Source organism: Streptomyces sp. NBC_01237 (assembly GCF_035917275.1).
Classification (GTDB): domain Bacteria; phylum Actinomycetota; class Actinomycetes; order Streptomycetales; family Streptomycetaceae; genus Streptomyces.
Genome location: NZ_CP108508.1, coordinates 567,652 through 585,979, shown reverse-complemented (window position 1 = coordinate 585,979; position 18,328 = coordinate 567,652). Strand labels below are relative to the sequence as shown.

Genomic DNA, 18,328 nt, shown 5'->3' with positions numbered 1-18,328 from the left:
TCCGGGTGCCGTCCCGGCGTTCGTATGAGGCGGACCCCGGCGGCCCCGCGCCATCACGCGAGGCAGTTCGCCCAGTGCTCCGGCACGGCGAGGACGGAGTTGCGGGCCGGGTCGGAGACCGCGGCACAGCGGACGTTCTCAGGGGTTCGCGTGAAGGAGATGTAGGCCGGGAAGTTCGCGAACACGTTCAGCGTCATCGAGGCCGCACACAGACCGGCGCCGAACAGGGTGTGGTTCTCCGGAAGGGAGACGCTGCTGATCACGAGTGGAGTCGCCCGCGGGTGCAGCATGGATCTGAAGGCCCGTACACCGAGCTTCGGCGGGACCGGGAGACCCAGCGCCGTCCGCAGGGCATCGCGTTGCCGGGTGTCCCGGACTTTCGCCGTCTGCCGGCACACGAGGGCGACGGCTTCCGGGAACGATTCGATCCGGTGGGGGAACTTCAGGCGGTACACCCCGAGCCGGTTTCCGGCGTGGTGCCGCTCCTGCGGTGTTCTGGTCGACATCGCCACGCTTGCCACGATGTCGCGCCGGGATTCCGCGGGAACGCGGTCGCGCTGCCAATCGCCGAACGCCAGGCCGAGCGCGGCCAAGGTCACATCGTTGACGCTCACACCGTAGGTGTCGGCGTAGGTGCGCAGGACCGCGACGGGCACGTCCCGGTAGACGGAGCGCCCGTCCGTGTGGTCGGGAGCGGTGGAGTGCGGGGGTGCCCATGCGGACCGGTGCACCAGGGAGGAGGTCATGTCCTTGAGGACCCGGGCCATGCCATGGACGCCGGGGCTGGCCGACGGATGCAGACGGGCGCCCTCGCCGGGCTCGTCCGGCAGCAGGGCCGTCGCCGCGTGGGTCGCGCCCACTCCGTCCAGGAAGCCGTGGTGTGCCCTGAAACAGACCCGGAAGAACGTGCTCCCGGGTCTTCCCGCGAGGAGCCGGACGTCCCAGAGCGGCAGCCCGCCGACGAGCGGGAACGGGCTGCGGGAGATGCGGCCCGTCTCTTCGTCGATATCGCTCACGGCGGAGGCGAGGACGTTGCTTCCGAGGGCGGCGGTGCCGGCGCGGAGACGGGGGATGCGCGCCGCGCGCTCCTTCACACGCCGTACGAGCGGATCCAGGGCGGGCGGGGTTCCGTGATAGTCCATGGCCAAGGTGATGACCGGCTGGTCGCGGCCGCTGTACGAGAGATAGGTCCTGTCGAGCAGATTCGAGCCGTGGCCGGATGACGTCGGGCCCACGGCGGGCCCCTTCTCCCGGTGGACGGGGAGAGGCGTCATGTCTTCCTGCCCCAGGCGCTCACCATGGCCACGGCGGTGTCGGTGAAGCCGGGAGCGCGGTGCAGAGCGCGCATGGCCGCGATGTCCTCGTGCCGGAGAGTGCCGGCGGCGAGGTGCGCGGGAAGGGACTGCTCGAAGGTGGCCGTCCAGAAGGCGTCGGTGGCACCGCCGTCACCGATCGTTCCCGGTGTGGTCCGGGCCTGGACGTCATGGAGACCGATGCCCCGCAGCCGCTGCGGGAGGGTCTGGGCCCACCGCAGATCGGTGCCGACGGTGGTGCGGAAGAGGACCTCGCCCGCCCGGGTGACCTTGCGGAGGATCGGGTGGGGTGAGGCATCGACGGGATGCACGGTGAGGTCCTCGACGACGAGCCAGCCACCGGGGCGGACCCAGCGGGCCGCGCGTTCGAGAATACGGTCGTGGTCCGGTAGGTGGCACAGCAGGGCGCGGGCGTGGACGAGGTCGAAGGAGGCGTCCGGGAAGTCCTCGGTGACGACGTCGTGCCGGAGGACCCGCACAGGTGCACCGGGCCGGAAGCGGAGGAACCGGATGTCGGTGTCGGTGGCGACGATGTGACCACGGGGGCGATGGGCGGCCAGCCAGGCCGCGATCGATCCGGCGCCCGCCCCCAGTTCCAGACAGACCGCGGCCTCGGGCAGGGGCAGGCCGACGAGGGCCTGGACGGTGGCTGGGTCGAACGCCGCTTCGAGCGTTCCCAGGCGCGACCGCTCGCCCGGGGTGTGATGGGCCACGTAACTGCTGTCGTACCCGCAGGGCGGGGGCAGGGCGGGCCCGCCGGAGGCCGGCTCGACGCGTGTGGTCACAGGGCCACATCCAGGCGTGGGGGGCAGCGCTTGACGAAGCCGGTCGGCCGGGGGGTGAATCCGGGCGCCCACCGCAGATCGGGGAAGGCGTCGAGCAGGATGCGCAGGCCGGCGGTCAGTTCGGCACGGACCAGATGGGAGCCGAGGCAGAAGTGGCGGCCGGCGCCGAACGCGACGTGGGAGGAGGCCGCGCTGTACTCGCGGTCGACGCTGTCGGCGCGGTGGAGGTCGAACGCGTCGGGCAGCCGGAAGCGTTCCGGGTCGCGGTTGGCAGCCCCGATCAGACAGGCGACCGTCGCTCCGGCCGGAACGGTCCCGGACGGCAGTTCCACCGCCTCGGACGTCTGGCGCAGCACCAGTTGCATGGGCGCGTCCCGGCGCAGCGTCTCGGTGAGCGCGTGGTCGACGAGAGCGGGGTCGCGGCGGACGGCGTCCCGGACGCCGGGCTCGTCGAGGACGTTGACGATGAGGTTGGCCAGCCCCGCGTTGCTGGTTTCGCTGCCCGCGGTCAGCAGGATGGCGCAGCAGCCGCGGATGTACTCCTCGGACAACGGCTGCCCGTCCACGACGGAGTCGAACATCACCGAGATGAGGTCGTTGCCCGGCTGCGTGCGGCGGGCGTCCAGGTAGGGCTGGAGGTAGGCGTAGAAATCGTCACGGCTGGCCAGCCCGTAGGTGAGGAGGCCGGGGTCCTGGCGGTAGTTGCCGAGATAGGAGAAACCGACCTTGGTCCAGTTCCGCAGCCGGGCGACCTGCTCGGGGGTGTCGGTGGGCAGGCCGAGGAGACGGGCGATCACCTGGACGGGCAGGGGAGTGGTGAATTCGGTGATGAGGTCGGCGGTGTCACGGCCGCGGAGCCGCTCGACCAGCGAGGTGGCGACCTCGGTGATGGACTCGTGCATGACGGCCAGGGCCCGGCTGCGGAACTCCGGGGTGAGCAGGGCTCGGTGGGCGGTGTGCTCGCGGCCGTCCATGGACACGATGCTGTGGCCCAGGAGCGGGGTGATCTGCCAGGTGTAGTTGGCGTTGGTGAACCGCTGGTCCGTCAAAGCGGTGCGGACGTCGGCGTGGCGGCTCAGCAGCCAGGTGTCGGTCGGCTCGTCGTAGGCGAGGGGGAACGTGGTGCGCAGCCGTTCGTACAGCGGATACGGGTCGGTCTCGAACTGCCGGGACTTCAGCGTCGGCGTCGCCTCCCCCGTGCGTACGGACCTGTGGTCGTCCTGCGCGGGGGTGCCGGACCGGAGGTGGTAGCGGGATGTGGTGCGGTGCCAGTCCACGCAGGCCGTCATCACCTGCTCCAACCGGCCGGCCGCCCGTGCCACGTCCGGACGGTCGGCTTCCGGAAGTTCCGCGTGCCCGAGGTGGCGCCGCTTCACGGCGGTGAAGTCGCCCACCGCCGTCGCCAGCATCTCGTGCGCGGCGTCCACGGCCGCCTGCGGAGCCAGGCGCCGTTCCTGCGCGAGGACCGTCACCAGGTTGAACCGTTCACCGAGGACGACGTCCTTCGCGACGGAGTGGATGTCGTTCGTCCACGACACGACGTCGGCCGCCCGGTCCCGCAGTACTGGCCAGCAGCCCTGCCCGCACGGGTCGGCCGGCAGCACCACGCCGTCGGCGGCTTCGATCAGGTCGAAGAACAGCGGCGCACCGAAGGTGTGCCGGCGGATGCGTACGTACTCCTCGGATCCGATGTCGGCCGCCGTCTCCCGCATCCGCACCAGATCACGCTGGGCGTCGAGATGGTGCAGGAGATGCCCGCGAAGCCGCTCCAGCCACGCCGCGTCGGCCAGGCGGCCCGTGCGTGGCCACAGGTCGTCGATGAGTACGGTCAGCATCGGGTCGTGAACGCCGGCCTGGTCCTCCTGCCCGCGGGTGATCGCGTCCACCGCGGCGGAGAACCGGTCGAGGGCCCCGTCCTCGGCCCACGGGCCGTCATCGACGCGGTCGTCGAGGACCACCGCCCACAGGAACCAGTCCATCAGCACGGTGGCCCCGGACCGGGGCGCCGTCCCGGTCAGCGCCACCCCCAGCCCCAGCAGCGACGTCTCGGCCAGCCGTGCTCCGCCCCGTGGGCCGATCAGCCCGAACTCCTCACCCCACCGGATGGCGTGCGCCCGCAGCACCTCACTGTCGGGCCGCTCACCTGGCGTGCCGAAGGGCAGGCGAACTCGGGGGATGGCGAACGGCTCGGAGCCGATGAGGCTCGGAGAAGAGGCGGGCACCACGTTGTCTCCTTGCGGGGCGGACGGGCACGGGCGGCCGCGCGGAGACACGGCCGCCCCGCACAACCGGGCACCGGGTGGCGGGGACACGGCTCCGCAAGCCGCGACCCGGCACGGCGCCGCAAGATCACCTGATCGAGTCACGCCCGGCCGGAGTGTGCGGGTCTTCCGTCCGTACGGCCGAGCCGTTTTCGGCGCCGGCCCGGCCTACGGCCATCAGGACACCGTGCCGGAAGCATCGTTCTCCGGTTCATTCCTGCGACGGACCCGTCCGCTGCTCCGTTTGGCCGTATCCCGGGGCGGGCTCCATCGAGAGTTCACATCATATTGTTCAAGCGAACATGACTGTGTGAGAAATGGGCTGTGGGTGTCGCCGGTCGCCGGACCTGACCCAGCGGCCGACGCAGGGCTCCGACCCGCTCTCCGAGGCGGAGCCCTCCCATCGCCTGATACACGAAGAAACAGCCCCGGCATGTCCCGGCGCCCTCCGCTCCCGGCCTATCCCGGCTCAGCCCTTGAGGCCGGTCAGGTAGGTGTCGATCACCCGCATCGCCTCCTCCGGGGCGCCCCTGCGGTAGAGCCAGTGGCCCACCAGGTCCATGGTGAACAGGGACGCCTTCGGGAAGGCGTCTCTCATGCGGCGCGCGCCTGTCAGCGGAGTCGCCAGGTCATGGGTGGCGTTGACCACGAGTACGGGCGGGAGGTCGCCCTCCGCCCGGGCGGGACGGGGCTTCGGCGGCATGGTCCAGCCCTGGCATCCGAGGACCAGGTCCAGGGCCTGGGTGTTGGAGCGGACGTGCGGGGCGGCCTCCGCGACCCGCTGGCGGATGGCCCGGTACTGGGCGTAGTCGCGGATCCGGAAGTCGTAGTCCCGGCACAGCACCAACTGTGCGGTGGGGTCGGTGCTGCTTGTGGTCCAGCGGACCTCGCCCTTTCCGGTGTGCAGGGCGGCCAGCTGCCGTGCCGTCCCCTCCGGGCTCCACACCCGGAGTTCGCCGGTGAGGAAGTCGGACAGCCGATCGGCGTCGACCTTCGTCCGCGTCGGCCCCTTGGAGCCCGGCTCGACGAGCGTGCCCGCGTCGGCGCGGGCGAACAGCCGATCCGTGACGGCCGTCAGGTCCTGGTCCTTCAGCGCACAGGCCGCGTCCTTGGCGCACCAGGCGGCGAGCTTCTCCAAGGTGCTGTTGAGAGTGACGCTGCCGTCGGTGAGGTAGCGCTCGGCGTCCGGCCGGTCGGGGTCCATCGCGCTGTCGAGGGCCAGCGCGCGCAGGTTCCCCGGAAACAGGCGGGCGTAACGCTCGCCGAGGAACGTGCCGTAGGAGTGGCCGAGGAAGCTGATCCGGCGTTCGCCGAGGGCGGCGCGGATCGCGTCCATGTCGCGGGCCACGCTCTCGCCGTCCATATGGGCGGCGAGCGGGCCCGTCCGCTTGAGGCAGCTGTCCGCCAGCCGGCCGTTCAGGGTGCGCATCCGCTCGAACCCGGCCGCGTCGCGGGGGCGGGCCGGGGCCGGGTCGTTGATCGTCTCGTCGCAACGGGCACCCTGGCTGCGGCCGACACCGCGGGGGTCGAAGCCGATCATGTCGAAGCGCTGGAGCATGGCCGGGGAGTAGCCCCCGACGGGGTCGTCCGCGTACAGCGCGTCATCGGCCCCGGGCGCCCCGGGACCGCCCGGGTTCGACATCAGGACACCGATACGCCGCGCGGGGTCGGTTGCCCGGTGGCGGGCGACGAAGATGCCGGTCTTCGGGCCCGTCGGCTTCGACCAGTCGAGCGGAACCTCGACCGTCGCGCACTGTGCCTTCGGGCTGGGATCGGGGTAGGGCGGATCGGCCTTGGGGCAGGGGCCCCAACTGATCGGCGCGGCAGGGGCCGTGGTGCCGGCGGGCTCCTGGGCGGCGGCCGTTCCGGGAACGGCCAGGGCGGCCGAGGCGGACAGGGCCAGGAGCGCGGAGAGTATCCCCCTTCTCAGGTGGGGGTTCGGGTTGGTGTTCACACGCATGCTCGTGTTCATGCGCGCCACTGTTCCGGCCCCGCATGACGGCGCCTCGATGGGCACATGGTGAGGACGTAACAGGGCGGCCCCTCACCGGACCGGCGGGACCTCCTGAACCGAACGCGGTTCAGGGTGTGTTGGGAGCGGCCGTCGGGCGGGGGCTGCCGGCAGGAGAGGGTGTCTCCGCGGTCCGCCGGATGGTGCTCGGACGACGACCGCCTCGCGCGCCGGTTGTCAGTCGGTTGTCCGGGAGACGGCCCCCCCCGGGGTGTCCGTTGTCCAGGAGGCGAGGATGCGCAGGGCATCGATGCCTTCCACCTGGCGGAGGTTCTGCTGACGCAGCCTCTCCTGATGGTCGGCTGCGACACCCATGGGGCCTTCGGCTCGCACCGCGGCGCGTATGAGATCTTCAACCGCGCGGCATCCGAGAAGAAGGAACTGTTCGTCGTCCCGGGGTCGACCCACTACAGCCTGTACGACCAGCCGAAGTACGTCGACCAGGCATTCGAGAGAGGATTGCCCCCTTCCTCCAGGACAACCTCTGGAGAGCGAGAGCGAGAGCGACAGCGGCGCGGGCGGCCGGGACCTTCCGCCCGCACCGCTGGGCGGATGACCGGACTGGCTGAGCCGCCCTGCTCGGGGCGGTCCGCAGGTGGGGAACCTGCGGCGTCTCAGGCGGGCCGGGTTGAGGTCAGCCGGCTTCGGCGGGGTCGAGATGGCGGGTGTCACCGAGGCAGACGACATGCCGATTGTGGAAGAAGTCGTCTTCGTGCAGCGTGGTGATGCTTCCGGACGGCGCCTTGAAACTGGCGTATCCGGCCGACTCAAGTGGCATCCTGATCCAGGACGCCACGACGCATGTCAGGGAACCGCCGTGCGTCACGATGATCTGGTGCTCGCACGGGCTCCGCAGGATCTCGTCCATGGCCGCGTAGATCCGCTGGGCCCACACCGCCTTGGTCTCGGAGCCCGCCACGCCCTCGTCGTGATCCATCCGCTCCCCGACGGCCGGCGGCGGGACGAACCGCCGGTCCAGCCACTCCTGCGGCTTGCCCTCCGCTTCTCCGTAGGACTTCTCCCGCAGCCGCGCGTCCAGGACCGGTTGCAGGCCGAACAGCTCGGCCACCGCCTCGGCCGTCTGCCGGGTGCGCTGCAGATCCGAGGAGAACAGTTCGACCTCGGCGTCGTCCGGGACGGCGGCCCGCAGTGCCTGGGCGACGGAGGCCGCCGCGCGGACACCGGTGGGTGTCAGCCGCGAGTCGTGCCATCCGCCGACGACGTTCTCGACGTGGTGCGTCGCTTCCGGATGGGTGACGACGTAGAGAGTGCGCATGAGTGTGGCCCTTCGTGTGGGTGGAGCCTCGCCCGGCGATGGTGCGCAAACGACGGGCAGTGGCCGCCGACCGCGTTCGTCCCGGCCCGCCGTCGTCCTCGCGGAACGAGCGCTGACCGTCGGCGTCGGCCGGGGCTTTTCGGGCCATGGCCTTGTGGGTTGCGTGGTCAGGGGGTCCGGCATGCCTTCCGGGTCTTCAGCCAGTCCGTGGCGGCTTCGAGGGCCTGGTCGTCTCCGCGTGTTTCCGGGACTTCCACGTCGGGTGTGATGGGGCCGTTGTACAGGTGGCCGGTCCGGTCGGCTTCGCGTGCCACGGTCAGGATGACCAGCGCGCCGTCGGACAGGCGGTACGGCGCGTTCGCGGTGGGGACACCGGCCGTCGCCTGTCCGAATGTACGGGTGTCGGGGCGGCCCCGGAACGCGATGGTCACGGCCTCGGCGGCGCTCGCGGTCCTGCGGCTCGTCAGGACGGCCACCGGCGGCGCCGGCCGGGCGAGAGATTCGGCCGGGCCCCAGTCGTCCGTGTGCTGACGGGGGGTGCCGTTGACGATCGTCCACGGGGACTTCCTGCCGTCCGCGTGGACGGCCGCGCCGACGGTGCCGTTTCCGAGTATCGGCCCCACGGAGGCGAGCGGCCCCCACATGTCCCCGCCGCTGTTGTGCCGCAGATCGACGACCCAGCCGCAGGTGCCCCGGGTGTCGATTCCGCTCACGGTGGAGCGTGCCGAGCGGACGTACGGCGCGGCCGCGCGGTCGGAAGGGACCGGGGGCAGCATCAGATAGCCGATCCCGCCGGGCAGTCGGCGCCCTTCGGGGAGCATCAGGTCGTCGGCCGGGGCATTGAGGGCCTGGGAGGCTTCTTCCGGGTCGAAGAAGGTGCTGTGCCGGTCGCCCAGGTCCCGCAGGGCCCGCCGGATCGACGCGTACGTCTCCGCAGGCGTCCGCGCACTCTCCGCACGCGTGAAGGCGTCCCGGCGTACCTTGGGCCAGTCCACGTCCGCGGTGACCAGGGAGCGTTTCTCCATCACGTCCAGGGCGGAGGTGAGGTAGGTCCTGGCCTTCGGTGCCATCCCGCCGCCAGGGTCGGTTCCGGTCCCTCCGGCGCACCCCGCCGTCGCCAGCAGAACCGACACCACGGCCGCCTCCGCGAACCCGGGCCTCCGGGGCCTCGTCGACGTCCTCACCGCACACACTCCTGCTCCGGCCATGGCCACCGCGGCACTGAGAGATCATCCACTCGCAGGCCCCCTGCATCCTAAGGGCGGCGAACTCCGGTTCGGTGGCCGCCTTCCGCCCGGTGGTGGGCCACACCCGGCCCTGGGACCGGCAGCCGACAACGGCCCCTCCGGCTGCGCCTCCGTACCGTCGCAGCCCTCGCAGCCCACGCCCGCGTCCGCCACCATGACCGCGCCGACTGTCCCGACCGTGCAGCGATCGAAGAACGCCGGATCCCGCCCGGCCACGCTGCAGTCCTGTCTGCTTGAACCCTCCTGGACGGCGATGCAGGGTGGATGCATGACATGGACAGCGCCACCGGTCGAGCGCGGCAATCGGCTGGGCGACCTGGGTACCGTGACCGAGCGTCGGATGCTGGAGGGCTGGCTGGGCTGGCACCGGGAAACGTTGCTGGCCAAGTGCGCAGGGCTGCGGCCGGCCCAGTTGGCGCGGACGACCGTGGAGCCGTCGAACCTCACCCTCCTGGGCCTGGTCCGGCACATGGCGGAGATGGAGCGATGGTGGTTCAGGCGAAGCTTCGCAGGTGAGGTCATCGGCGATGTCTATGCCGGCCCGTCGGACGGCGACGAGGGACTCGACGGAGTTCACGCGGCCGATGCGCAGAGGGACTTCGGGCGACTGCGGACCGAGGCCGAGGCCTGCGAAGCGGCGGTGGCCGGGCACGACCTCGACGAGACCTTCGTGTCCTCGCGCGGAGTCTCCCTCAGCCTGCGCTGGGTCTACGTATTGATGATCCAGGAGTACGCCCGCCACAACGGCCACGCCGACTTCCTGCGGGAGCGGACCGACGGAGCAACGGGTGACTGAGGGACGGCTTGACCCTCCTGCAACAGGAGGCCCTACGGCCCCAGGCCATGAAGATTGTTGTTCATGACACGGCGTCCGCCATGCTCGATCTGCTGCGACGCCCCTGGGAGGAGCGGCCCGACGCCCTGCGGGAACTGCTCAGTCCGCTCTATGCCGCCGCACACGAGCTCCACCACAACGTGCGTCACACCAACGCCGTCTGGAACCCGCTGACGGTCACGGTCGGCGAGCAGGTCATGGCCGAAGGACTGGCCGAGGCGTTCGTCCGGGAACTGGCGGGCGAGCGGGCCATGGGGCCCTGGGCGACGGCGCGCCGTCCGGTGCGGAACTGGACGACGTCCACAGGAAGCTCGTGGCCGGGATCGATGCGGCCGGGATGCAGAAACTGCCCGCGTATGTGTACGGCCCCGCCACCGCACGGCACCTGGGGCAGCAGCCCGTAGGGCTGCCCGACTTCGCCGGTCTACGCGGGCGGCCTCCGCATCGTGGACGCCCATCTGGCGGCCTCCGGCCTGACCGCCGCCCGGAGCACCGCGCTGCCGGCCCGCGACATCCTCAGGAACGCGGGCGTGGCGACCGTGTGGTGCTGCTGCACGACTGCGGGTCAGGGGCGACGGGCAGCCCATGTGGTCCGGGTGGTCCGGACGGTGAGGTCGTCGCGCCGCAGGACGCTGTGGGGGCCTTCGCTGTCGAGGAGGGCGTCGAGCGTGGCCAGGTCCTCGACGGGCAGCTGTTCGTCGAGGTGGGAGCGCAGCTTCCGCAGACACACCTCGGCGTAGCGGGCGGCGGCGGGCGGCAGTGGGGCGGCCAGGTCGACGGAGAAAGGACGCCTGGCCTCCAGCACGAAGCCCGTGCGAGCCAGCTGATCGGTCCAGTCGACGGCCGGGGCCGGGGACAGAGCGGCATGGATGCGGGCCTCCAGGCCGGGGCGGCCCACGCCGATGTCGTCGGGCAGGAAGCGGGGAAAGAAGTCCATCTCGGTGAGGGCCAGAAGACCGCCCGGCCGCAGGGCGTCGAACGCTCCGGCCAGCACACGGTCGGGTTCGGCCATGTGATGCAGGGAGGCGGCAGCCCAGACCAGGTCGATGGTGCCGAGGGCCGGCCAGCCGTCGTTCAGATCCGCTCGGACACCGATGACCCGGTCGGAGAGACCGAGTGCGTACGCCTTCTCGGCCAGCCGGTGGAGCATCTGCGGGGAGAGGTCCACGGCCGTCACCCCGGCCCGCGCGAACCGATGCGCCAGGGCGATGGCACCGGTGCCGGTCCCGCTTCCCAGATCGACTATGCGGCGGGGTTCCCGGTCGGTCAGTTCATCCAGCCAGGCCGTCAGCTCCGAGACGCAGGTGCCCAGAACCTCGGCGTCCAGCTCCAGCATGTCGACCATGGCGATGGTGGCGGCGTCGGCCCCGGCGTGGTTCCGGTCCGCGTGAACCGTGCTCGTCTCGGTGGTGTTCATACTCCGAAGCTAACTCGGCCTTGCGTGCATCACATACAGTCTTGCGCATGACGCAAGAAAGCGACTTGGACAGTACGGTCCGCATGCGGATCAGGAGCCTGAGGCAGGCGCGCGGCTGGTCGCTCGACAACCTTGCCGAGCGTGCATTCCTGAGCCCGTCCACCCTGAGCCGCATCGAGACCGGGCACCGGCGCATCAGCCTCGACCAGCTCACGGCACTGGCCCGCGCCCTGGGAACCTCACTCGACCAGCTCGTGGAAACCGTTGATGACGACGATGTCGTGATCAGGCCGCAACGCGACGAGCAGCGCGGATTGACGACATGGCTGCTGAACCGCGGATCCGGGCCGGCCGGTATCACCGTGGCGAAGATGCGGATCACCGATGAGGGGCGCGGCCCACTCGGAGTCCACCCCGGCAAGGACTGGTTCACCGTCCTGTCGGGAACGATCACGCTGATCCTCGGTAAGCGCTCGATCCGGGTCGAGGCAGGCCAGGCGGCGGAGTTCTCCACCATGATCCCCCACGTGATCAGGGCACACGGTGGACCGGCGGAGATCCTGTGCATCCTCGATCACGACGGGCAGCGCACCCACCTCCACCCGCCGGTGTGAACCCACGCCATGTCTCTGCGCTCTTCTGCGCAATCCGAGGTGTGCGGCCGCCGTCACGGTGTTCTCGTCGCCGGTGACGGTGCGGGATCGCGCCCTCGGGCCGAAGCGCCCACCGTGTGCGGAACCCTGGTCCGGAGCGCGTGAGGTCTGTTTCGGTCAGGATCCGATGTCCGACCACCCTCCGGGAGAACACATGCGCTTGCGCGCCATGATCACCACTGCGGTTCTCGCCGGGGCCGTCGTCCTGGCCGGGACCGGTACCGCGTTTTGCGGCTGCCCCTGTCGGCTGTGAACAGACGGGCGGCTGAGGCACCTAAAAGCTGAATGGCAGGGGATACGCCGGGTTTTGTGCGTTATGGGGCATTTCGGCGCGCCTGCTCGCGTTGCGCATTCGAACGGGTGGAGCATTCGTGTGTGCCGAAGAACAGTGTCGTTTTCCCTTTCCCGCAGGATCTGCGGGAGGCCCAGGTCGCTCTCCACCGGACCCGTGCGGAGTGCGAGGAGTACGCCCGGACCCTGCCGTGGTCGGTGGAGCCGATGCCGGGGTGGGAGGCGGACAAGCAGCTCCACAGCACCTATGTCTCCGCCAAGCCCGAGAGCCCTGGCTACTCGGACGGGCAGGCGCAGCGGATCGCCGACTACCGTGCCCGGCTGCTGGAACTGTCCATCGCGGTGTCGACGCACCCGTTCTGGGAGACCGTGGACTCCGGGGATGTGGTGGCCGCCCGGATGGCGCTGAAGCACGCCCACGAGTCGTAGCCGTGGTTGTTGATGGGGTGTGAGCAATCGGGCGAGGTGCTCGCCCGCGATCACGTTGCGGCTCTTGTCGTCGTCGGCGTCGAGCCCGACGGCCCTGCCGCCGCGTGAGCCGCGACGTTTGCGGCGCCCCTGCTGGTCTCCGGGTTCAGGGGTGATTTACGGCCTTGATGCCACGCTCGCGCAGATGCTTCCGGATCGCGCGGAACGCGTATGCCGTGTCGCCGCGAACCGCATCCGGTCCCGTGCGCGGCCGCCCGGCGTTACGGCCTGACCGGACGTGATCAGCGTGACCAGTGGCAGCCCGTTGCCGTCGATGAGCTGATGGATCTTCGTCGACAACCCGCCCCTGGAGCGGCCGATCCCGTGATCAGGCGGCTCGACCGCTGGATTCGTGTAGTTCGACCCATCCCCCTGTGAGGCGGATCGTGTTCGTCGCATGCTCATGCGCGCGAGTGATCGTCGAGTCCACCGACAGTGACCAATCGATCAGCCCCTCCGCGTCCTGGTTCCAGCCAGAACGCTCCGCCTTTGCCGGACACGCCCCAGGGATCCGGCCAATGGCTTCGGGTCAGGACCGCTTGCGGCTCGCGATCTCGTCGGAGAGTCGCTGCACGTGGGCGGGGTCCGCGTCCCGGGCAAGGGCGACGTAGTGGTCCATGACGGTCGGCCGGTAGCGCACGGGCAACGTCTGTCCTGGGGCGAGTCGGGTGAGCTCGGTGATCGTGAGGTCTTCGTCTGCGATACCGCGGAACGAGATGCCGCCGACGGTCTCCACGTCGAACATCAGGACCACGCGTGGACTGCCGTCGCTGCTGACCTCCCGCCAGTCGACGAGAACTCCGAGCGCAAGCGCCCCCATACGCAGTTCCGCTTTGCGCCTCCGTGCGTCACTGCTCAGGAGCGGGTTCGGGGCGACGCCCGGGAAGTCGGGCCCGACGCCGAGCGATTCCCGACTCAGGTCGGGCCTGAGCTGCGCCATCAGATCGTTGAGGTTGAGCTTGTTCTTCTTCGAGCCGAACATCCTGACCCCTCCCTCACACCGGTGCCGGATTCTCGGCCCGGTGCTTCGCCCTCACCGCGATTGTACGTCGCGGCCATTCCCGGCCTCCGTCGCATCTCCCCGTCCCGATGGCGTCGCCGTCCGCGGTCGCGGACGGGCTCGGTCGGTGCACGTGTCTGTCGGACGAGCCACGTCCGCACGCCGACGGGAGGGCCAGGCCGTGATCGATGTTGACCCCAGCGGCAGCGGGCTTCCGGGGATCGTGCAGTTGCGCGGCATCCGCGAGTTCGAACAGAGCATCCGCGCGCCTGGTCGGATCACATGCTCAGCCGAGGGCGCCTGTGTGCACCGCAGTTACCAATCCGAGTGATCAAGTACGACCCACCGTTCGGACCCCGAGGTTAAAGATCGAGCCAGGGGAGCCCTGCGCTGCCGGTTCGGTGCCTTCGATCGTGCTGATCACTGTGTCGGCCCGGTCGTGTGCGTCGCCGGCATCTCGATGAACTCCTGGTCGCTGTGGTGCATCGCGGTGACCGTCAACCCCTGTCATGGGTGTGGGCGGACGTTCGGTGACGGTGATCGGTCTGGGTCCGATGGGGCAGGCGATGGTCCGGGCGCGGGCGTTTCTGGCACGCGGTATGGGGTGACCGTGCAGACCGTCGAGACCTGCCTGGACGGCTTCCGGAAGAACGACCACACGCGGATTCTGAGCTGCCTGACCGACGACATCGAGTGGACCGTCTTCGGCGGCTTCCGCCTGACCGGCAGGGAAGGCGTACGACGCCGCTGTCGAAGGCCCGGGTCGCGTCCCGCCACCCCAGCTGGAGGTGACACGGACGGTATGCCCGCCTCGACGCCAGGCTGTACGGCCGGCTCGTCCTGCGGTTGTGCTGGTCAGGCGGGGGAGTAGCGGCGGGCATGGACGATGTGCTGGGTGAGGCGGGTGAAGGCGCGGGCGGCGGCGCTCCGGTACGCGCCTTCTCGTCGCAGGAGTGCGGCGGTGCGGGTGGGCAGGGCCGGTTCCAGCGGGACGGGTGTGAGGTGGGGGTGGTCGTGGGTGATGGCGTCGGGCAGGACGGTGGCCAGTTCGGTGCGCCGGACGATTTCGGTGAGGGCCTGGATGGAGTTGGCCTCCACGGCGATGCTCGGCGTCACCCGGTGGGTGCTGAAGTAGTCATCGATATGGCCGCGTGTGGCGAAGTCGCCGCTGAGCAAAGCGAGTTGGACGTTGCTGAGGTCGCGGACGGGCATCGGCTCCTTGGGCTCGGCCCCGGCCTGCCGGGTGCCGGTGACGAGGCTGAGGGTTTCGGTGAACAGAGGGGTCGCGGCGATGCCGGGGAGGTGAGGGCCGTGGAAGGCGATGCCGAGGTCGAGTCCGTCGGACAGCAGCCCGGTCTCGATGCGGTCCTGGGGCATCTCCTTGACGTTCAGGGTGATGCCGGGGTGGCGGGAGTGGAGCTCAGCGCTGAGAGGGCCGATGAGGTAGGCGGTGAAGGTTGGGGTGAGTGCCAGTCGGAGGTGGCCTCGGGAGAGGTCCGCGACGTCCAGGACGGCACGCTCTGCGGCGGCCAGGTCATGCAGGGCGTGGCGGGCGTAGTGGGTGTAGGTCTCGCCGGCGTCGGTGAGGCGCACGGTGCGCCCGCTGCGGTCGAGGAGCTGTGCGCCGACGGCGCGTTCCAGCTGCTTGATCTGCTGCGAGAGCGTGGGCTGGGAGATACGCAGTTCTTCGGCGGCGCGGGTGAAGCTGGCGTGCTCGGCCACGGCGAGCAGGTACCGCAGATGGCGCAGGTCCGGGGTCATGGGTCAACTATAGATGTCATCGATAGCATGCATTGATATTGCGTCTTGGACACTATAGATACAGGTCATGCATGGTGGATCTCGTCAGCCCCACGGGGCGGACACCCACCGAAGGAAGTGACCATGCAAGACCTCACCGAGGGCGTCGCGCGATTCCAGCGGGACGTCTACCCGGCCAAGGAGGAGCTCTTCGCCCACCTGGCCGAGACCCACCGCCCGACCACACTGTTCATCAGCTGCTCCGACGCCCGTGTGGTGCCGGAGCTGATCACCCAGAGCGAGCCGGGTGAGCTGTTCGTCATCCGCACCGCCGGAAACCTCGTCCCCGCCTACACGCCGGGCCCGGACGGCGTGGCGGCCAGCATCGAGTACGCCGTCGCCGTCCTGGGAGTGAGCGACATCGTGGTCTGCGGGCACTCCGCCTGTGGAGCGATGACCGCCCTCGCCGAACACCATGACCTCAGCGCCGCCCCGGCGATCGCGGACTGGCTGCGTCACGCGGATGCCTCCCGAGCCCGCGCCGCCGCCGAGACCGGTGCCGAGCAGGTGAATGCCCTGGTGCGGGGCAACGTGCGTGCCCAGCTGGTGAACCTGGCCACCCACCCCTCGGTGGCACGCGCACTGGCCGCGGGCACGGTCACCCTGCACGGTTGGGTCTACGACATACCCACAGGCGCCGTCGAGGACCTGGAGGCTTCCCGCCCGGCCGCCCGCGCCGCCTGACACCGGGCCTCGAAAACCTGCTCCTGTGCCCCGGACCGTCCCGGGAGCACTGCCTGAACCCCCGTCTCCGCCGTTCCCCCGTTCTCCCGGCGAGCGGCGCAACCGAAAGGAACACTTCTCATGGTGCACGCCCAGTTCGACAACTCAGCCCGTCAGGCCCTGTCCATCAAGGCCGTTGATGCCAAGGTGCGCAAGGACCTGACCTGGCAGCAGATCGCCGACGCCGCGGGCTTCTCCGTCGCGTTCGTCACCGCCGCCGTGCTCGGCCAGCACCCGCTGCCCGAGGCTTCGGCCAAGGCCGTCGCCGAGCTCCTGGACCTGGACGCGGACGACGTGATGATCCTGCAGACCATTCCGACCCGCGGCTCCATTCCCGGCGGCATCCCCACCGACCCGACCATCTACCGCTTCTACGAGATGCTCCAGGTCTACGGCACCACCCTCAAGGCGCTGGTCCACGAGCAGCTCGGCGACGGAATCATCAGCGCCATCAACTTCAAGCTCGACGTGAAGAAGGTCGCCGACCCCGACGGCGGCGAGCGCGCCGTCATCACCCTGGACGGCAAGTACCTGCCGACCAAGCCCTTCTGACCAGGCTTCCGCCAGACCGGACCCGGGGCGGGCCACCGCACATGATGCCACCGGCCCGCCCCTGCCCCCCATCTTCATCACCCGCCGGGCGGCCCCGCCGCCCCATCCCCGGAGGACCTTCCATGGACTTCGCACAGCGCACGATCGACATAGCCCGCCGCAACGTCGAAGAGGGCGGCCGCCCGTTCGCGACCGTCATCGTGAAGGACGGCGAGATCCTGGCGGAGAGCCCGAACCTGGTCGCTCAGACCAGCGACCCCACCGCGCACGCCGAGATCCTCGCCATCCGCGACGCCTGCACCACACTCGGCACCGAGCACCTGACCGGCGCCACCATCTACGTTCTCGCGCACCCGTGCCCGATGTGCCTGGGCTCGCTCTACTACTGCTCCCCGGACGAAGTCGTCTTCCTGACCACCCGGGACGCCTACGAGCCGCACTACGTCGACGACCGCAAGTACTTCGAACTCGACTCCTTCTATGGCGAGTTCGCCAAGGACTACACGGAGCGACGCCTGCCCATGCGCCACGAGGCACGCGAGGCCGCCACCGATGTCTACAAGGCGTGGCAGCGGCACAACGGCGGCGAGCGCCGCGTGGCCGGCACGCCGACGGCCTGACCTCCGTTTGACTTCCGCCCTATCACCGCCCGCGCCCGGCGCGATCGATTCGAGTCCCGGCGGGACGAATCACCATCCGCCTTCGAAGAAGGCCAGAAGTGCCGGTGCCGGATCTGCTGCGGTGGTCGTGTTCGCCACAGCGACAACGATGACGATCAGCGACAACAATGCCGAGAGAGCGCCGAACGACCCCCACACGCGCCTGGTCCGCCTGTCGGACGAGTCCGTCCTCGCAAACCTCATCCACAGCATGACGCTCAGGCCGATGAGGACGAGCGCCACGATCGAACCAACAACGGCCATCGCTACGTGATACCGAGCGAAGTCGCTGGTCATCAGGTCAAGGGCGGGCGGGGTTGGAGCACCTGTGCTCAGGGAGTCGGCCAGTTGCTGCCTGACGTGATCGAGCGTATCGGCCAGTTCGCCGTCGGCCGTGCCGACCGCGAGCAGCGGCAACAGCGAGGAGAGGGGTGCCACCGCCCCCTGGATGTTGGCCATGACCGTCACCAACGAGAGCAGCGCGAGCATCGTGACAAGAACGCCGGCCGACGCGAGGGCGGCCCTCCTCCCCGCTCCTGGACCGTCGGCCTTCAGGAACGCCTTCCAGAGGCGGACACCGAGCGCAACGAGCACGAGCAGCAGGATCGCGGCGATCACGGCCTTGACCACGTGGTAGCGGAACCAGTAGTCAACCACCCTCTCCAAGTCCGGGGAGAATTCCCGGTCGCCGGAACTCCAGTACCCGACGAGCGCCTCGCGGACGGCTTCGGTGAGGTGGCGACTGTCAGCGAGGCCGTCGTCCGCCCCGCTCGCCGCCAGCATGCCCGGGGCGACGACGAAGGCGGCGACGAGAGCGGCGACGAGGGCCACAGCGAGGGTGACGAGCACTGCCGGTGTGCGGGCGGAGATACCGGCGGAACGCGTCGGGGCTACGGGGCTGTGCAAGGAGGTTCCTTCGGCTCGCTGGAGTGTGTGACGGCGCGCCGGTCCCGGTGGGTTCGCCAGTTGAGGGGTTCGGTGCGGCAGTGTCCCGGAACCGGGGCGTTCGATGTGTGCTTCCGCCACAGCATGCTGGA

Annotated in this window: 18 protein-coding genes and 1 pseudogene; 7 read left to right on the top strand and 12 right to left on the bottom strand. The window is 70.1% G+C overall.

Going from position 1 to position 18,328, the window contains the following annotated elements; genetic code table 11:
- Positions 1 to 53: 53 nt before the first annotated feature.
- The 7 genes from OG251_RS02730 to OG251_RS02700 form a co-directional block, all read right to left on the bottom strand.
- Positions 54 to 1,274, bottom strand: a complete 1,221-nt coding sequence (locus OG251_RS02730) for a hypothetical protein (protein WP_326675410.1) — start codon at positions 1,272 to 1,274, stop codon at positions 54 to 56.
- Positions 1,271 to 2,098, bottom strand: coding sequence for a class I SAM-dependent methyltransferase (locus OG251_RS02725; RefSeq protein WP_326675409.1), 828 nt, complete (start codon positions 2,096 to 2,098; stop codon positions 1,271 to 1,273). Before OG251_RS02725 ends, OG251_RS02730 begins: the two co-directional genes overlap by 4 nt.
- Complete coding sequence (locus OG251_RS02720; RefSeq protein ID WP_326675408.1) at positions 2,095 to 4,320, bottom strand: cytochrome P450; 2,226 nt, start codon at positions 4,318 to 4,320, stop codon at positions 2,095 to 2,097. The genes OG251_RS02725 and OG251_RS02720 overlap by 4 nt, the downstream gene beginning before the upstream one ends.
- Positions 4,321 to 4,828: 508 nt before the next feature.
- A complete protein-coding gene (locus tag OG251_RS02715; RefSeq protein ID WP_326675407.1) occupies positions 4,829 to 6,331 on the bottom strand; it encodes an alpha/beta hydrolase in 1,503 nt (500 codons plus the stop codon).
- Positions 6,332 to 6,547: 216 nt separating this feature from the next.
- Complete coding sequence (locus tag OG251_RS02710) at positions 6,548 to 6,685, bottom strand: hypothetical protein (RefSeq protein WP_326675406.1); 138 nt, start codon at positions 6,683 to 6,685, stop codon at positions 6,548 to 6,550.
- A 319-nt stretch (positions 6,686 to 7,004) separates the two neighbouring features.
- Positions 7,005 to 7,646 (bottom strand): histidine phosphatase family protein, encoded by a 642-nt coding sequence (locus OG251_RS02705; protein ID WP_326675404.1) that lies wholly within the window; start codon positions 7,644 to 7,646, stop codon positions 7,005 to 7,007.
- A gap of 167 nt (positions 7,647 to 7,813) precedes the next feature.
- Positions 7,814 to 8,716: a S41 family peptidase gene (locus tag OG251_RS02700; protein ID WP_326675403.1), complete on the bottom strand. Its 903-nt coding sequence runs from the start codon at positions 8,714 to 8,716 to the stop codon at positions 7,814 to 7,816.
- A gap of 445 nt (positions 8,717 to 9,161) precedes the next feature.
- On the opposite strand from OG251_RS02700, the gene OG251_RS02695 reads away from it, so the two are divergent.
- Positions 9,162 to 9,689 carry a DinB family protein gene (locus tag OG251_RS02695; protein ID WP_326675402.1) on the top strand — a complete coding sequence of 176 codons (528 nt, stop codon included), beginning with the start codon at positions 9,162 to 9,164 and terminating at the stop codon, positions 9,687 to 9,689.
- Between the two features lie 47 nt (positions 9,690 to 9,736).
- Positions 9,737 to 10,132, top strand: a complete 396-nt coding sequence (locus tag OG251_RS02690; protein WP_442818301.1) for a DUF2268 domain-containing putative Zn-dependent protease — start codon at positions 9,737 to 9,739, stop codon at positions 10,130 to 10,132.
- 161 nt (positions 10,133 to 10,293) lie between these two features.
- Here OG251_RS02690 and OG251_RS02685 read toward each other — a convergent pair whose 3' ends face one another.
- A complete protein-coding gene (locus tag OG251_RS02685; RefSeq protein WP_326675401.1) occupies positions 10,294 to 11,145 on the bottom strand; it encodes a class I SAM-dependent methyltransferase in 852 nt (283 codons plus the stop codon).
- Positions 11,146 to 11,192: 47 nt separating this feature from the next.
- Between OG251_RS02685 and OG251_RS02680 the strand changes: the two genes are divergently transcribed.
- Together OG251_RS02680 and OG251_RS02675 are read left to right on the top strand one after the other, a co-directional pair.
- Complete coding sequence (locus OG251_RS02680; protein ID WP_326675400.1) at positions 11,193 to 11,759, top strand: helix-turn-helix transcriptional regulator; 567 nt, start codon at positions 11,193 to 11,195, stop codon at positions 11,757 to 11,759.
- Between the two features lie 414 nt (positions 11,760 to 12,173).
- Positions 12,174 to 12,518 (top strand): hypothetical protein, encoded by a 345-nt coding sequence (locus tag OG251_RS02675; RefSeq protein ID WP_326675399.1) that lies wholly within the window; start codon positions 12,174 to 12,176, stop codon positions 12,516 to 12,518.
- A gap of 267 nt (positions 12,519 to 12,785) precedes the next feature.
- Here the strand turns inward: OG251_RS02675 and OG251_RS02670 are convergent.
- The 3 genes and pseudogenes from OG251_RS02670 to cynR all read right to left on the bottom strand — a co-directional run.
- A pseudogene (locus tag OG251_RS02670) lies at positions 12,786 to 12,881 on the bottom strand (IS5/IS1182 family transposase); the annotation flags it as partial.
- Positions 12,882 to 13,086: 205 nt separating this feature from the next.
- A complete protein-coding gene (locus tag OG251_RS02665; RefSeq protein WP_326675398.1) occupies positions 13,087 to 13,539 on the bottom strand; it encodes a hypothetical protein in 453 nt (150 codons plus the stop codon).
- A gap of 873 nt (positions 13,540 to 14,412) precedes the next feature.
- Complete coding sequence (gene cynR / locus OG251_RS02660) at positions 14,413 to 15,318, bottom strand: transcriptional regulator CynR (protein WP_326675397.1); 906 nt, start codon at positions 15,316 to 15,318, stop codon at positions 14,413 to 14,415.
- Positions 15,319 to 15,441: 123 nt separating this feature from the next.
- Between cynR and OG251_RS02655 the strand changes: the two genes are divergently transcribed.
- The 3 genes from OG251_RS02655 to OG251_RS02645 all read left to right on the top strand — a co-directional run bounded on the left by OG251_RS02655 (position 15,442) and on the right by OG251_RS02645 (position 17,252).
- Entirely contained in the window at positions 15,442 to 16,041 is a 600-nt protein-coding gene (locus OG251_RS02655; protein WP_326675396.1) for a carbonic anhydrase, read from the top strand.
- Positions 16,042 to 16,161: 120 nt separating this feature from the next.
- Positions 16,162 to 16,632: a cyanase gene (gene cynS / locus OG251_RS02650; protein ID WP_326675395.1), complete on the top strand. Its 471-nt coding sequence runs from the start codon at positions 16,162 to 16,164 to the stop codon at positions 16,630 to 16,632.
- Positions 16,633 to 16,754: 122 nt separating this feature from the next.
- The gene (locus OG251_RS02645) at positions 16,755 to 17,252 is read left to right on the top strand and encodes a nucleoside deaminase (RefSeq protein WP_326675394.1); all 498 of its coding nucleotides are present in this window, start codon (positions 16,755 to 16,757) and stop codon (positions 17,250 to 17,252) included.
- Positions 17,253 to 17,321: 69 nt separating this feature from the next.
- Here the strand turns inward: OG251_RS02645 and OG251_RS02640 are convergent, their stop codons facing one another.
- Entirely contained in the window at positions 17,322 to 18,197 is an 876-nt protein-coding gene (locus OG251_RS02640) for a hypothetical protein (RefSeq protein ID WP_326675392.1), read from the bottom strand.
- Between the last annotated feature and the right edge of the window lie 131 nt (positions 18,198 to 18,328).

What these genes read in the sequence shown, in the direction of transcription:
- OG251_RS02730 (WP_326675410.1), bottom strand. Translation starts at nt 1,274, where the DNA reads ATGACGCCTCTCCCCGTCCACCGGGAGAAGGGGCCCGCCGTGGGCCCG.
- OG251_RS02715 (WP_326675407.1), bottom strand. Translation starts at nt 6,331, where the DNA reads ATGAACACGAGCATGCGTGTGAACACCAACCCGAACCCCCACCTGAGA.
- OG251_RS02710 (WP_326675406.1), bottom strand. Translation starts at nt 6,685, where the DNA reads ATGGGTGTCGCAGCCGACCATCAGGAGAGGCTGCGTCAGCAGAACCTC.
- OG251_RS02705 (WP_326675404.1), bottom strand. Translation starts at nt 7,646, where the DNA reads ATGCGCACTCTCTACGTCGTCACCCATCCGGAAGCGACGCACCACGTC.
- OG251_RS02700 (WP_326675403.1), bottom strand. Translation starts at nt 8,716, where the DNA reads ATGGCACCGAAGGCCAGGACCTACCTCACCTCCGCCCTGGACGTGATG.
- OG251_RS02695 (WP_326675402.1), top strand. Translation starts at nt 9,162, where the DNA reads ATGACATGGACAGCGCCACCGGTCGAGCGCGGCAATCGGCTGGGCGAC.
- OG251_RS02690 (WP_442818301.1), top strand. Translation starts at nt 9,737, where the DNA reads ATGAAGATTGTTGTTCATGACACGGCGTCCGCCATGCTCGATCTGCTG.
- OG251_RS02685 (WP_326675401.1), bottom strand. Translation starts at nt 11,145, where the DNA reads ATGAACACCACCGAGACGAGCACGGTTCACGCGGACCGGAACCACGCC.
- OG251_RS02680 (WP_326675400.1), top strand. Translation starts at nt 11,193, where the DNA reads ATGACGCAAGAAAGCGACTTGGACAGTACGGTCCGCATGCGGATCAGG.
- OG251_RS02665 (WP_326675398.1), bottom strand. Translation starts at nt 13,539, where the DNA reads ATGTTCGGCTCGAAGAAGAACAAGCTCAACCTCAACGATCTGATGGCG.
- cynR (WP_326675397.1), bottom strand. Translation starts at nt 15,318, where the DNA reads ATGACCCCGGACCTGCGCCATCTGCGGTACCTGCTCGCCGTGGCCGAG.
- OG251_RS02655 (WP_326675396.1), top strand. Translation starts at nt 15,442, where the DNA reads ATGCAAGACCTCACCGAGGGCGTCGCGCGATTCCAGCGGGACGTCTAC.
- cynS (WP_326675395.1), top strand. Translation starts at nt 16,162, where the DNA reads ATGGTGCACGCCCAGTTCGACAACTCAGCCCGTCAGGCCCTGTCCATC.
- OG251_RS02645 (WP_326675394.1), top strand. Translation starts at nt 16,755, where the DNA reads ATGGACTTCGCACAGCGCACGATCGACATAGCCCGCCGCAACGTCGAA.